Annotated in this window: 12 protein-coding genes; 1 reads left to right on the top strand and 11 read right to left on the bottom strand. The window is 54.3% G+C overall.

What is annotated here, in order from left to right:
- Positions 1-500: IS256 family transposase (locus tag G565_RS0116450; protein WP_028671870.1), on the top strand; the 500-nt coding region annotated here is incomplete at its 5' end.
- Positions 501-597: 97 nt separating this feature from the next.
- Here G565_RS0116450 and G565_RS0116445 read toward each other — a convergent pair.
- From G565_RS0116445 to G565_RS0116395, 11 genes are all read right to left on the bottom strand, one after another.
- Complete coding sequence (locus tag G565_RS0116445; protein WP_028671869.1) at positions 598-882, bottom strand: hypothetical protein; 285 nt, start codon at positions 880-882, stop codon at positions 598-600.
- Entirely contained in the window at positions 882-1172 is a 291-nt protein-coding gene (locus G565_RS27725; protein WP_028671868.1) for a type II toxin-antitoxin system RelE/ParE family toxin, read from the bottom strand. The genes G565_RS0116445 and G565_RS27725 overlap by 1 nt, the downstream gene beginning before the upstream one ends.
- A complete protein-coding gene (locus tag G565_RS0116435) occupies positions 1160-1432 on the bottom strand; it encodes a CopG family ribbon-helix-helix protein (protein WP_028671867.1) in 273 nt (90 codons plus the stop codon). Before G565_RS0116435 ends, G565_RS27725 begins: the two co-directional genes overlap by 13 nt.
- A gap of 145 nt (positions 1433-1577) precedes the next feature.
- Entirely contained in the window at positions 1578-2831 is a 1254-nt protein-coding gene (gene flgL, locus G565_RS0116430) for a flagellar hook-associated protein FlgL (RefSeq protein WP_028671866.1), read from the bottom strand.
- A complete protein-coding gene (gene flgK / locus G565_RS0116425; RefSeq protein WP_028671865.1) occupies positions 2828-5887 on the bottom strand; it encodes a flagellar hook-associated protein FlgK in 3060 nt (1019 codons plus the stop codon). The genes flgL and flgK overlap by 4 nt, the downstream gene beginning before the upstream one ends.
- Before the next feature lie 15 nt (positions 5888-5902).
- Positions 5903-6874 carry a flagellar assembly peptidoglycan hydrolase FlgJ gene (gene flgJ, locus G565_RS24545; protein ID WP_037339876.1) on the bottom strand — a complete coding sequence of 324 codons (972 nt, stop codon included), beginning with the start codon at positions 6872-6874 and terminating at the stop codon, positions 5903-5905.
- An 85-nt stretch (positions 6875-6959) separates the two neighbouring features.
- Complete coding sequence (locus G565_RS0116415) at positions 6960-8048, bottom strand: flagellar basal body P-ring protein FlgI (RefSeq protein WP_028671864.1); 1089 nt, start codon at positions 8046-8048, stop codon at positions 6960-6962.
- Positions 8049-8154: 106 nt separating this feature from the next.
- Positions 8155-8850 carry a flagellar basal body L-ring protein FlgH gene (gene flgH, locus G565_RS0116410; RefSeq protein ID WP_084649430.1) on the bottom strand — a complete coding sequence of 232 codons (696 nt, stop codon included), beginning with the start codon at positions 8848-8850 and terminating at the stop codon, positions 8155-8157.
- Between the two features lie 37 nt (positions 8851-8887).
- Entirely contained in the window at positions 8888-9673 is a 786-nt protein-coding gene (gene flgG / locus G565_RS0116405) for a flagellar basal-body rod protein FlgG (protein ID WP_028671862.1), read from the bottom strand.
- A gap of 24 nt (positions 9674-9697) precedes the next feature.
- Entirely contained in the window at positions 9698-10441 is a 744-nt protein-coding gene (gene flgF / locus G565_RS0116400) for a flagellar basal-body rod protein FlgF (RefSeq protein ID WP_028671861.1), read from the bottom strand.
- A gap of 289 nt (positions 10442-10730) precedes the next feature.
- On the bottom strand, positions 10731-14375 hold the full coding sequence (locus G565_RS0116395; RefSeq protein WP_028671860.1) for a flagellar hook-basal body complex protein: 3645 nt from the start codon (positions 14373-14375) through the stop codon (positions 10731-10733).
- Between the last annotated feature and the right edge of the window lie 11 nt (positions 14376-14386).

Below are 14386 nucleotides of genomic sequence, written 5' to 3'. Positions count from 1 at the left end.
TCCCTGACGCCATAAGCGCGGCCTACCCAGACACCCGAATCCAACTCTGTATCGTTCATATGGTGCGCAACTCAGTGAAGTACGTGCCCTGGAAAGACTACAAGCCAGTCACCGCGGATTTGAAGCGTATCTATCAATCAGCGACCGAGGACGAAGCCCTGCAGGCCCTGGACCAGTTTTCTGACCGGTGGGACGACCAGTATCCTCAGATCAGCCGTTCATGGCGAGCGCATTGGCAGAACCTCAACACGATTTTCAGCTACCCGGAAGACATCCGCAAAGTGATTTATACGACCAACGCCATAGAGTCACTCAACAGCGTCATCCGAAAGGCTGTTAAAAAGCGCAAACTGTTCCCTACAGACGACTCGGCTGTAAAAGTCATCTACCTGGCGATCCACGAAGCATCAAAGAAATGGACCATGCCGATCCGCAACTGGAAGCAGGCCCTAAATCGTTTTATGATCGAATTTGAAGACCGCTTGGCGGATTACCGTTAACTTCGGCAGTTACACAGAAGTATTTACAGGGTCGGTAATGATGGTAGAGCATTTAGGCGTCTTTCCGTGTTTCACGTCCTTGAATATTCGACGTCCGTCAAAGCTTCCCCACATCCTTATACCGACCGGCCTTGGCTCTGGTTTGGGCTGCGTCGGGCTGCTTAACGAGGGTATCGAGGATGGAAAGGCTTTCTTGCTCGAACAGACTTCGATTTTTCTGTATCACGGCCTGTACTTCATTCAGCAATGCTTCCGCCCGGCTCTGAGGCATTGTTTTGAGTGCCTCAGCCAACGCTTCCTGCCAAGCTGGGAGCGTTACATACAGGCGGTCAGGTTGTTCCAGGATGGTTCGCAACTGTTTGACTAACCTTTGCTCCGCCATTAGTACCCTGCCTCTCTCTGATGCCGTACGGCAAGAATGGTCGCTGTTTCACCATCGAACCCATACAACACTATATAGCCACTGCTTCCGAAGTCGATTGGCCACTCCCGGTAGATGGGATCCAAATCTTCAATGGGTCGGCCCGCTTCCGGCTGATATGCCAAAAGCTTAACACCAGCCTTCATCGTCTTGACTGCTCGACGCGCTGCCAGATCGTCATTTTCAGACAAAAACCGGTACAGACGCTGGACATCACTCAAGGCGGATGGGGACCAGTTCAGACGTGGCAATTAGGCAATTCCGCGTCTTCGCCTGCTTCCAATTTGGAGAGCCACTCATCCGCTTCTTCGAGTGTCAGGTGCAACCCATTATCCTGATAAGCCTCCCAGGCGCGAATTGCGTCCTGTTTGAAAGATTCCCGCTTTTCTTCACGGTCTACATAGTCGCGAATTGCTTCACGCATGATCCAGTGAGCCGAGCGATGCCTGGCATAAGCCAGGTTCTGAATTCGGTTTTTCAAGTCTTCGTCTAGCTTTACGGATGTAGCCATCTCGCCACCTTTGATAGTTAAAGGTACTACCTCCGAATACTTTAGCATGGCGACACCCATTTGTCTTCGAGGAACAGCGACGGGGTAGGTGTTGTGAGCCGAGAGCTTTGACGTTATTCCAAACTCGAAGCTCTCAGTTCGTATCTTATATAAAGTCGAACAGACTTAATCGACTCGTCTGCGCAAAGCTTTGCTGTGCGGCCTGAAGAATAAAGCTCTCCATCTGTAACCGACTGACGGCCTCGGCGAAATCAAGGTCTTCGATAGTGGATTTGATGTCTCTGGCCGCCAGTTTGTTGTCGGCATGCTGGTTCATCACGCTTTCAGAGGTGTTCATTCGAGCACCGATGCGAGCTCGCACTTGTGACACATTGGCAATGGTGTTGTCGAGGTTGTTCAGAGTCTGGCTGATGTTGGCGTCATATACCTCATCGAAGCCGGTACCCGGGGGGTAGTTTTCGAGCGCGAACAGGAATTTCTCGAAGGTGGTGAGAACGCCCTGTTTGTTGCTGGATTCAACAATGAACTGGTCGCCCGGGTTTGGGTTGCCGGTGATGTTGACGGAAACGCCACCCACCTGGATAGGTGAGCCCGCGTTGTAGGTGACATTTTGCAGACCTTCGAGTACCCGGCCGTCGGATTTGCGGCGCACGGTGAAGTTCTGTTGGGGCGGGTCGACATCGAGCGGGTTTTCGAAGCTGATGACCGCATCTTCCGGGTAAAAGGCGTCGAGCTGTTCCTGATCCAGCGTGATACCCGCGGAGACAATGCCCGGCGGGTTGCCGGTGTTTTGCGGGTTGGCGTAGCTGGTGAAGCTGGTTTTGTCGGACGGGATGTCCATGAAGACGTCTTTGCCCGAGTCGCTGGACGCCAGGGTTATGGTCTGGCTAACCTGCAGGAATCGCACGCCTTCGTCGCCTTCGTAGCCATAGCCGCCACCCGGGTTTTCAACAAAAGGTTGAGTGTTGCCTGAAAAGCCGGCGAACAGGTATTCGCCGCTGCCGTCTTTGCTGTTCATCAGGTCGACCATTTCATCAACACGCTCGCGGATCTCCGCGGCAATGGCTTGGCGGTCTTCGCCTGTCAGCACACCTGCGTTACCTGCCTTTACCGCCAACTCGCGAATGCGGGCGACGCTGTCTTCAACGGCACCGAGCACGCCCTCTTCTTGCTCCAGCCGGGCATCCAGCAGAGTGATGTTGCGCTCGTACTGGTCCATCAGAGCGATTTCCTGGTTCAGCTGCAACACACGGGATGCACCTACCGGGTCGTCAGCAGGCGTCAGAATGCGTTTACCGGTGCTGATCTGCTCCTGAGTTTTATTCAGGTTGGATTGCAGTTCCAGCATGTCGTTGACCGGGCGCTGGTAAATCCAGTAGGTGGATATGCGATCACTCATCGAAAGGCTCCCAACAACGCATCAAAGGTTTCCTGGGCAATGCTGATCACACGGGCATTGGCATTGTAGGCCAGTTGAAATTCAATCAGTCGTGCGGCTTCTTCATCAAGATTAACCCCTCGCACTGAATTAAGGGCTTCATCACCCGCAGCCAGCACCCCTTCGGCAGCATCGGTCTGAATCTGAGCCTGGCGGGTTTTGGTGCCCACCTGCTCTACTGCCTGACTGTAGGCTTCAGTAAACGTCATACCACCATCACGGTTGTTGACAGTATCGGTGGTTTCAAGCCCTACCAGGTCGAGTACATTGCGGTTGTCACTGACCCCACCTTCGTTCCAGCCGATGGTAAACTCATCACCGGTTTCCGGGCGACCACCTATTTCAAACTGGAAACCCTGATAGGTGGATCTGGCGTCCGGCACACCGGTAAAAATAGCCCCGGCTTCAGGTCTTGTTCGCACGGATATACCGTCTGACATGGTGACATCAACCTGCCCACCCACGTTAACACCCACTGTGTCGTTATTACCGGTGCCTTCTACTTTCATGAATATTTGGTATTCCAGTTCGCCACGAGCCGTGATTCGGGCTTGAACGCGCCCCGGGCTGTCGAGCAGCGCACCGATCTTCGCTTCGACTTCGGCTTTTACATCATCGGCGGTAGCGTGGTTCCCTGCCAGAGTAATGCGGCCGGTCCGACCATCAGGCAGGTACATTTCATAGGTGTATGGCCCTCCATCGCTAAAATCAAAACCGGTCAGGTTGTTCAACTGGCCACGTGTATTGCCTGCAACGGGCTCCAGAGGCCAGCTTTCACCGGTACTGATTTCAAAGGTATCGCCCGGATCGATGGCACCATTCACAGGTCCAGGTCCAACCGGGGGCGGCCCGACGATAACGTCCTGAGGTTTGTCGCCCCGCATTTCGATGAAGATGTCTTCACCTTCTTCGTTAGTGATGGTCAGTGTTTCACCATCACTCTTGGCACGAATGCCCGCCTGCTGGAGATCGTAGTGGGCGTTGATGCGGTCGGCGAGGAAATTGGGATTCATTTCTTCGGGCAGTTCTTCCGGATAACCATCCATGTAGATGCTTTGATTGGGGCCAAGGTCATCTTCTGTCAAATTGAATCCGTTCACCCAGACCTCAAACGGGTTATCCGGATCGTATGGCGTGCCTGAATTGGTGAAATTGGCAATTTGGACTTCGGTATACGCCCGGGCTGTCACGCCATCGACCCGGTTCAACTCATCTGCAATCTCGGCTGCACTGGCCCCACTAGAAGTAACCAGCGTTTCGTCCTGTGTTACTTCACCGGTTTCCGGATTGGTTCTGGAGAATACGAACCGTTCAGAGTTGATGCCGTTGTAAGGGGCTATTGTTGCAGGACCATTGAGCGCCAGCGCAGGATTTTCCGGTAAGCGTGGCCGCCAGCTACTGACTTGGGTTTCACCTGGGTCAGCGGTAAACAGGGTATTGGTCGTACCTGGCACGTATTCGATATTTTCCAGTGGTGGGTCCAGTGACACCGGGTTTCCCGGGTCGCTGTTGTCATACACCGAATACCGGGTCGGGCTTTCAAACACGATGACCAGTGGCGGGCTCAGCTCACCATCGACGGAAAATATGTTGCTGTCTTTGCTAAGCATGGCGCCCTGGTCAATGGCACCGGTGCCCTGGTTGCCCACTCCGGTACCGGCACGCATTGGATACCCAAATGCCAGTTCGGCCGGCTCATCGATGAGCCAGTCGAGCTGGGCCGGTGCGCCCCGCAGTGGGTTAATGGTGAATTCATCGCCCTCTTTGAAACTGCCGCTTTCCAATCGAACTCTCAGGCCATCGAATTCGATATCGTCCGGAAAATCACCTGTCAGGGAACCACTGGCGACTTCGGCCCCGTCACTTTTTCGAATCACTTCATAACGCGAATTACCAGGACCAGTCAGGTTCAAAGAGTAATCGCTGGTGGTGAGCTCACGTGTATCTTCAAAAAACACACTGAGTACCTGGTTGCGGGGCAACGCATTATCGCTGCTGCCCTGGGCACGACCAACCGATGCCAAAGCTGGATCGTTCATATCCTGAAACGCATTTTGACCAAAGTTGCCATTCAGGTCGATGCCAAGTTGGTGCTGTTTATTGAACTCCTGGGTCAAGCTAACAGCGATTCGACCCAGATTATTCAAGGCAGGATCCAGCGCATCGGATCGGAATCGTAACAATCCTTCCAACTGGCCACCGCTGATGTCAGTGGTGATGTCGTTGCGTTCGATTGGGCTAACAAACTTAATGCCGTATCGCTGCGGGTCATCAATACCCGGGGCAGCCTCGATACGGTTAGCCTGGTTGGCAAGAACCAGAGCCTGGCCACTGCCAATAGAAATATTGTATTGCTCTTTATCGACGGTGACGTCAATGCCAACGTACTCTGATAACTGGCGCACCAGTTCGTCGCGCTTATCGATTAAATCGTTGGGGGGTTGAGCGGTCGCACTTCCGCGTGCACTAACGATCTCGTTGTTCAGATCGGCAATGCCTGCGGCCAGCGAATTGACCTGAGCGGCCATGGCTTCCATCTGACTGTTCAGAGTTTCGTTCTGGTCAGTCAGGTATTGGTGAATGGTTTTAAACCGATCGACCAGGCCCTGTGACTCGCCCAGCACCACATCTCGCGAAGGTACATAAGCCGGATTATCGGCCCCGCCTTGCAGGCTGGCGAAGAAACGGTCGAGTTGCGGCTGCAGGCCGGTGCGCTCGTCAGCCAGAATGCGGTCAACCTGTTCAATGTTGACCTTGTAGGCATTCAATTGCTGGAATTCACTCGTGTCGGAACGTTGCTGGGCGATCATGAACTGGTCGGTTATCCGGCGAACCGATTGAACATCCACACCCTGCCCGACAAAGCCAAACCCCCTAAACAGAGGGTTGTTGGTATCGAGCACCACTTCCTGGCGCGAATAGCCCGGTGTGCTGGCGTTGGAAATGTTGTGGCCGGTAACGCGCAGTGCTTCCTGCTGGGCTTTCAGGCCACTGATTGCGGTGTTGAGCAAGCTCATCCCATAGCCTCCGGCTTACGCCTGTCCGGTGCTGACATCAACACCAGGCAGGTTGTTGGCGATGCGCAGAATTTTATTGGCGTACTCCGGATCGGTGGCGTAGCCGGCCGATTGCAGGGAGCGGACAAACAGTTCAGGGTTTTCCACTTGCTCCAGTGCCGCCTGGTAGCGCGGGTTGTTCTTCAGGAAGTCGACGTAGTCGTTAAACGACTGGGACGGGTCGTCATAGGCGCGAAACGCATCGCGAATGGCAATGCGGTTGCCTTCAACGTATTCGTGTGTCTGCGTATCGGCCACTGCACCCTGCCAGCGTTGATCGGCTTTAATGCCGAAAAAGTTGAAACTGTTGGTGCCCTGGTCGTCTTTAATCATTGACCTGCCCCAACCCGTTTCCAGTGCCGCCTGAGCGACCAGAATACGCGGTTCCACACCCAGTCTTTGGGCAGCCTGCTCGGCATGAGGCAGCAAAGACTCGATAAAAGCCTCAGGGGATTCAAACGCCGAAAGTTTGTCCGGTTCGGGGTTGTTCAGGTTTAAACGGGAAGACGTTTCGCCAGCGTTTGATTCGCCAGGCTGATCTGTCGGACGGGTTACGCCAGGCGTCACAGGTATTTCAGGGCGCAGGCTGTCGTTCAGCGACTTAACATCGATGTTGTTAAAGTCAGCCGGACGCTGAGGCAATTGAGCTGACATCTGTTCAAACATCACTTCAGCCAACCCATAGCCACCACTCTCGGCCAGGTGCAGACTGAGCTGTTGGTCGTGCATGTCCCGGTAGAATTTGGTTTCGTTGCTGCTGAGCAAATCAGACGCCATGACATCAGTAGCATCACGCATGCTTTTAAGCATCATGTTGATGAACATCGATTCAAACTGCTGGGCAACGCCTTTCAGAGCGGCGGCATCGTCTTTACGGGCCAGCGATTTCAAGCTGTTCAGACCGTTAAGATCGTTGTAGTTAAAGGCTGCGTCGATTTGTGAAGCCATGATTTGCCGCTCTATGGGTTAAACGTTGCCGGTTCTATGATTCGAACCGTTACCGTCAGTTAACTACTCAAGATACGTGCCAGACTCAGATGACAATCAGTTCTGCCTTTAGCGCACCTGCTGATTTCAGTGCTTCCAGAATGGCCATCAGGTCACCCGGCGCGGCCCCTACCTGGTTAACGGCATTCACTATGTCATTCAGCGTTACGGTGCCGCCGAACAAGAACATCCGGTTATCGCCCTCGTCTATGGTGATGTCCGTGTCAGGCACTACCACCGTATCGCCGTCGGTAAACCCTTCAGGCTGGCTGACTTGCAGCGCGTTATCGATAGTGACGGTCAGGTTGCCGTGGGTTACCGCCACCGGGTCAATTCGGACATGTTGACCGACCACTATCGTACCTGTGCGGCTGTTGATAATGACCTTGGCCGATTCTTCACCGGGTGTGACTTCCAGGTTCTCCAGCACGCTGATGAAACTGACTCGTTGATTAGGGTCACGGGGAGCGGTCACCCGGACAGAAGCAGCGTCGACCGCTGAGGCGGCGCCCGGGCCCAGCAAATCATTAATGGTTTCAGACATGCGCCGGGCCGTCGTGAAATCGGGGCGATGAAGGTTGAACGTCAGAAAATCGCCCTGCGAAAACGTGCTGTTAACGCCTCGCTCTACGATGGCGCCATTGGGAATACGCCCCGCACTGGTGACGTTTACCTGAATGGAGGAGCCATCCTGCCCTTCAGCGCCAAAGCCACTGACTATTAGGCTACCCTGAGCCACGGCGTAGGTCTGGCCATCAGGGCCACGAAGAGGCGTAAGCAGCAGGCTGCCGCCGCGCAGGCTATCGGCGTTGCCAATACTGGAGACCGTGATGTCAATTTCCTGACCCGGCTTGGAGAAAGGCGGTAAGGTGGCGTGAACGCTGACCGCCGCTACGTTACGCAGCCTGGGGTCCTGACCTTCCGGTATGGTGATGCCGAATTGCTCCATCATGTTGCGGAAGGTTTGGTTGGTGAATGGAGCTCGATCGCCCGTACCGCCCAGGCCAACCACCAGGCCATAGCCAACTAACTGGTTGTTGCGCACACCTTGAACACCCGCCAGATCCTTAATTCGATCGGCATAAGCCAGGCTGCCAAGCAGCAATAGAATTAGTGTGATCGTTAAGCGTTTCATGGTGTCACCTTGTTGGCGGTTTGGGGCGTGCGTTGATGGATTAGCAAGTTGCGGGCCATGGTTGTGAGCTGTGAGCTGTTTGCTCGCAGCTCGTAAAAACTCAACCCTAAAACGGAAACAACGGCGAATTAAAGAACCGGGTCAACCAACCAGGCTGACTCGCGCTGGCCAAACCGCCGGCACCGCTGTATGAAATGCGGGCATCGGCCAACTTCTGGCTGGAAACTGTGTTATCCAGATTGATGTCTTCTGGCCGCAACATGCCCTGAATGCGAATAAACTCAGCACCGGTGTTGAGGGTGATCCACTTTTCACCGCGTACGCGCAGCACCCCGTTTGGCAACACTTCCGATACCGTCACCGAGATGTTACCGCTCAAGCTGTTGCTCTGGTCTGCATCGCCCCGGCCAGAGAAGTTTCGCTCACCCTGGATCGTAGCACTCAACGCTTCGATTGGAGCGCCTCCGGCAATGACCGGTGCGTTAAGCCCCGCTTCGCTGGATTTGGAAGACGAACTCTGGGAAGACTTACTGCCTTGCGTCTCTTCATCCAAAACAACCGTAATGATGTCGCCCGTGCGCATGGCTTTTTTGTCGCCATACAACGACATGCCATACATGTCATTGAATAGAGAGCCATTGTTGCTCGGCGGTGGCTCCAGTGAATCTGACGGGACAGGCGCAAACTCAGGGTCGCCTGGCTTCGGGGAGTCACTGAGAGCGGTGACCTGCATGCTGCCACACCCTGCCAGGGCGAGAGTAACCAAAGCCGTTAACATGGCTGGTACGCTGTGAATGTTCATGCTGTGCCCCTTACCGTAACGAACGGTGTCACTTTTTCTACAGATTCTGATTAATAAAGCCCAGCATCTGGTCTGCTGTGCTGACGACTTTGGAATTCATTTCGTAGGCGCGTTGCGTTGAAATCATGTCGACCATCTCTTCAACAATGGTAACGTTGGAGGTTTCAAGCGCGCCCTGAACAATGGCACCAAAACCATCCAGACTTGGTACACCCACCTGGGCCTGACCGCTGGCGGCTGTCTCCAGATACAGGTTATTGCCGATGGCTTGCAAACCGGCCGGGTTGACAAAATCGACCACGTCGATCTGGCCAATTTCGAACGGCAGGTTATCGTTTTCAGATACAGCGGTGACAATACCATCGGTACCAACCGTGATGGTTTTGGTTTGTTCGGGCACCTGAATATTGGGCTCCAGCAAGTAGCCGTTAGCTGTAACGATGTCGCCATCGGCATTCAGGTGAAAGGTGCCATCACGGGTATAGGACATATTGCCGTCTGGCATCAGCACCTGGAAAAAACCACGACCGTTGATGGCCATATCCAGCGGCTGCTCGGTCATGTTCAGGTCACCCTGGGTGAACATTTTTTGAGTGCCGACGGTGCGTACACCGGTGCCCAGTTGCAAACCGGACGGTAGCTGGGTGTTTTGAGCACTCTGTCCGCCGGGCTGTCGCTGCACCTGATAAATCAAATCCTCAAACACGGCCCGCTCTTTTTTAAAGCCGGTAGTGCTGGCATTCGCCATGTTGTTCGAAATGGTGGCCAGGGCAATGTCCTGTGCCTGCAATCCGGTTTTACCTACCCATAGTGCCTTATGCATGACTTACTCTCCTGCCGGGCCCAATCAATTCAGGCGCAACAATTGTTCAGCGGCCTGGGACACATCGTCCGATGCCTTCATCATTTTGATCTGCAATTCATATTGGCGGTTAATGGCCAATATGTTGGTCAACTCGGCAACGGCGTTTACGTTGCTGCCTTCCACAAAACCGGACGCTACTTGCAGAGCCGGATCGGCAGGCAATACCTGATCACCCTCTCTAGGTCGAAAAAGACCATCGGTGCCTTTATCCAGGTTTTGCAAATCGGGGTTAACGACCTTAAGCGCATCGATAACCAGCATCTCATTCGGACCAGCTCCCGCCGGGCGGATTGAAATCGTGCCGTCGCTGGCAATTTCCAGTTTTTCATACGGGGGCAACACAATGGGGCCTCCGTTTCCCAGTACTGGCTGCCCTACGCTGTTGATCAGTTCGCCCAGGGGCGTTACCGCCAAGTCGCCCCGGCGGGTGTAGGCCTCGTTGCCTTGCGCATCCAGTACCGATAAGAAACCATCACCCGCAATAGCGACATCCAGTTCGTTGCCAGTCTGAATCAGGGGGCCATCGTTAAAGTCTGTTGCCGGCCGTTCGGTCATCGAGTAAGCGCGAGTCGGATAATGCTCGCCGTATACCGGCATCGCCCGGGCCTGTGCCCAATCGGCTCTGAAGCCGGTGGTGGAGGCATTGGCCAGGTTATTGGAGTGGGACGTTTGCGCCATCATGTTGTTCTTGGCGCCGGTCATTGCAATGTAGAGGGCACGATCCATACCGGACTCCTGCTGCCGCTTTATAAGACTGTAACAAGGGTATAGCGAAAGGTGTGCCAGGTTTTGGAAGAAAAGACGCAGGACATGAAAAGACGTGGGACAAGCAGTGACGCTGGACAGTGAAAGACGCGAAACATTGAGAGACGAAAACCCGTTATGGTCTGTTTCGGGTTCTGCTTTATTGGAACCGACCGCTTTAGCGGCAAGCTTTAGCCTGGGTTTGCCGGATAGCGGAAAGCGGCGCTGAGCGTTGCTCAGCGCCTTCCAGCTTCTACTGTGCTATTGCCGATTACCTCAGATTAATAATCGTCTGAGTGACGGCGTTGGCGGTCTCGATCGTCTTCGCACTGGCCTGGTAATTGCGCTGCGCGATGATCAGATGCACCAGTTGCTCGGAAAGATCCACCGTTGAATCTTCCAGCGCAGCCGACTGCAGGTTGCCCAGCAAGCCGGTACCGGGCTCACCGACAGTGGCATCACCAGAGGCAAAACTCTCCTGCCACTCAGTGTTACCTACCGGGTTCAAGCCCTCGTTATTGGCGAAGCTGGCCAGAGCCACCTGCCCCAATACCTGTGCTTCACCGTTGGTATATCGGGCAAAGACAATACCGTCGTCACCAACTTCAAGGTCTTGTAGCCGGCCACTGGCGTAGCCATCCTGTTGAAAGTCGTAACGGGCAAAGGGGCCGCCGTACTGGGTTGTCCCATCGAACGACACGGCAAAGTTCGAGTTTGTATTGGGGTCCGGGATGGGCAGACGCCCGCCCTGCGCCTCTGGCACACCGACATAGGCACCGGTAGGCTCACCGGTCTCGGGATCGATCGGGCTCCAGTTGGAAATCAGGAAGTCACCGGTGTTCTCTTCATCAACCGTACCATCCGGATTAAAGAACAGTTGGAATGAAGCCATGCTCGCTTCCGTGTTCTCCGGGAATGGCAAACTGGTATCCGGATCACCAATGTTCTCTCCATCAATCTGTGCATAAACCGTCCATGAATTCAGGGCGTTGGGTCGGTTTTCATCGCCCGGGTTCTTGACGTAGAACATCTGCAACTGATGCTGATTACCGATGGAGTCATAGATTGGCAACGACGCCACTTCGTTGTAAGTTGAGGTATCATCCGGGTTGAAGGCATTGATCGTGTAGTCTTCAAAACTATTGGGTGTCAGCCCGTTGAACAGCCCCGTCACACGCGGATCCGGTTCAATCAGAGTAAAGCCTTCGTTGAGAATGATGTCGACAAAACCACCAATTCTGGCGTTAACCTCTGCGCCTGGTTGGCCGCCCAGAACGACAGGTGCAGTACCCTGACCGCCCTGAACGGTCATGGTGTCGTTGTCATTGGGCGAATCGACAGAGACCGACACATCGATGCCAGTCGATGACGTGATCACAATGTCACCGGTGTCGCTGTCCAGTTCAGCGGTAATACTGTTCAAAGACGACTGCTGATACTGGTTGATCTCATCCACCATGTCCTGATACGAATTCGCGGTGATTCGCTGACCGTTGATGATGATGTCCATGTCGCCCGCGTTGCCATAATTCTCCGACAACAACCGCACGACCGTTTCCGCTTCGGCATCCACACCCGCTTCCTGACTGAGCTGGGCCGCTATCTGTGCAGCCGTGGAGCCTTCTGGAATGGTTATGGGCGTCCGTTCGTCTGCCTCCTCATTGAACAGTACCAATGATTGCTCGGGATAGCCGTTGGTAATGGCGGCTTCACCCACCTCCAGGTAGTTAGCGTCGAAAGAGTCAACTTGCAACAATGCAGACAACTGCTCAACGTCCAGATCATCACCGGGAGCCAGGATATTGGTGATTGATACAATGGCAGCCTCACCCTCCTGAGCGGCGACAAATTGCAGCTTCTTATTCCCGCTTTCGTCCCTTACTACTTCAGCTTGAACGCCGATGTAATCCTCTTCGGGCACAGCAGCCAACTCGCGGTTAATAGCGGCCGCCAACTGGTCTACAGACAGTATGGTTTCATCCAGGCTGATGACTACAGAGCCGGACCGGTTTTCTTCATCAGGCGCAGGCACTGTCAAGTTGACCCGAAATGAGTGACTGCGATCGATCGGTTCGGTACCCACTGTTTTGGTGCTACTGGTCAGGCCCAGTGCATCGACAGACTCCCCTGTCGCCGGGTCAGCCACATCGACATCAATAGGAAACTCGCCGATGTCAGTGCGTTCGAGTACCAGTCGACCATTGACATGTGACACGTTTATTTCACCGGCAAGACCGGGCGTCGTTTGAATTTGTGTCCGAATCTGATCGGCCAGTTCGTTGTAGCTCGCATAACTACCCGGTGGAATGGTAATAGTCAGCGGAGCACCGCCGTCAACCGTAATGTCCAACTGATTGTTAAAGGGCGTATCCGGATTACCCAAAACACGCGTGGGAGCAGGTGCCGAAGACACCGCCATGCCCACCGTATTCATATTGATCGAGGAAGTTGTTGTACCCGCATTGTGAATAATGCTGATGTCCTGAGGGCCAATACCCACCCCCGTATCGGTACTCATAACCAGTCGGTTGGTCGCACCGTCGACGTTAGCGATGACGGTATTGGCCCCCAATGCACCATTGACGGCCGTTTCAATGGCCGTAGCAAAGGCGGCCTGGTTGGCATAGCCCCCCGCTGGCACCGTCATGGTAACGGCACTGCTCAAAGAACCCACGTTGATATTAAACACGATGTCATTGCCCGCATCGGCGTTGGCAAAGGGGTCGGTATTGTCCAGGGTATTAAGCGTGGTACCACTGGTCAGTGTCGTATTTGTTCCGGGAATAAAGTTGTTGTACTCAAGCGCCATCTGGTCATTGCCCTGGATACTGGCCGGTTGACCAGGGTCCGACGTCAGATCGATGAACCCGCCTCCGGTGAACAACTCAGCACCGGCAACCGGCGATGTGACCGTTGGTGTTGCAAAGTTCATCCAACCCGCATCTAACAGGGTGCCGGTTGAGTTTGCCAAGCCAACAAAAGAGGTTCCGTCCGTAGCATACACACCATTGGTTTCGAACGTGATGGTGCCTGCAGGGTTTTCAACCGCCCGTATTTTGCCAGCCAAACTGGCATCTGACTGTATGGTCCCATTAATCGCTGCAACCATGTCAGCAACGGTATTATAGGTCGCCGTGTCTCTGAAAGGCTGCAGGTTTGCGGTCAGCGGCGCGGTACCACCATTGATGTTAGGGCCTTGAATGGTCACGTCGAACGTCCAGGACGCTTCAACGGCGCTTGGTGTCCAGGGCAAGCCTACCCCGACGGGATCACCCTGATACGTGGCCGCACTGCCTGCTGTAGTGGGAAACCCGACAGTAGAGAGGGTTGAATTGGTATCCACCAAAGAACCCGTTTGTGCGGCACCAATGGCTAACCCGTTAGTCTGTGTGATGGTGCCATCCTGCTGCAGGACCTGAGCACCTGCGGGCACGTTAACGCGGGAATCAACGCCGTGCGTACCACGCGGCGGCTGGTTGCCGGTATCGACTTCAAGGTCGGTCAACACACCGTTAACAATGCCATTTTCGTTAACCCCAAAACCCTGCAATTTGGCGCCGGTGTTGCCGGTGATAAAGCCTTCTTTATCCACACCGAATATGCCAGAGCGCGTATAAGTAACTGACCCGTTCGGGTATTCCATGACAAAAAAGCCATTGCCATCAACCGCCAGGTCAAGCGCCGAGTTGGTTTGGCTGATGTTCCCCTGATCGAATTTTTGCCCGATGTTGCTGACACGCACACCTGCGCCAGCCTTATCCTGCCCGTAGCCGAGAAAGGAGTTGGTATACGCATCACCGAACTCAGTCCGACTGGTTTTGAAACCAGTCGTGCTGGCGTTGGCAATGTTATTGCCGGTCACTTGCAGGTCTTTGTTTGCGGCGGCGATGCCGCTCAGGCCAGTACCAAAACTCATGGGTTGCTCCT

Origin of the sequence: Saccharospirillum impatiens DSM 12546 (assembly GCF_000423605.1) — a bacterium.
Lineage (GTDB): Bacteria > Pseudomonadota > Gammaproteobacteria > Pseudomonadales > Natronospirillaceae > Saccharospirillum > Saccharospirillum impatiens.
Note: the sequence above shows the minus strand (reverse complement) of the source record. Positions and strands in the feature narration are given on the sequence as shown.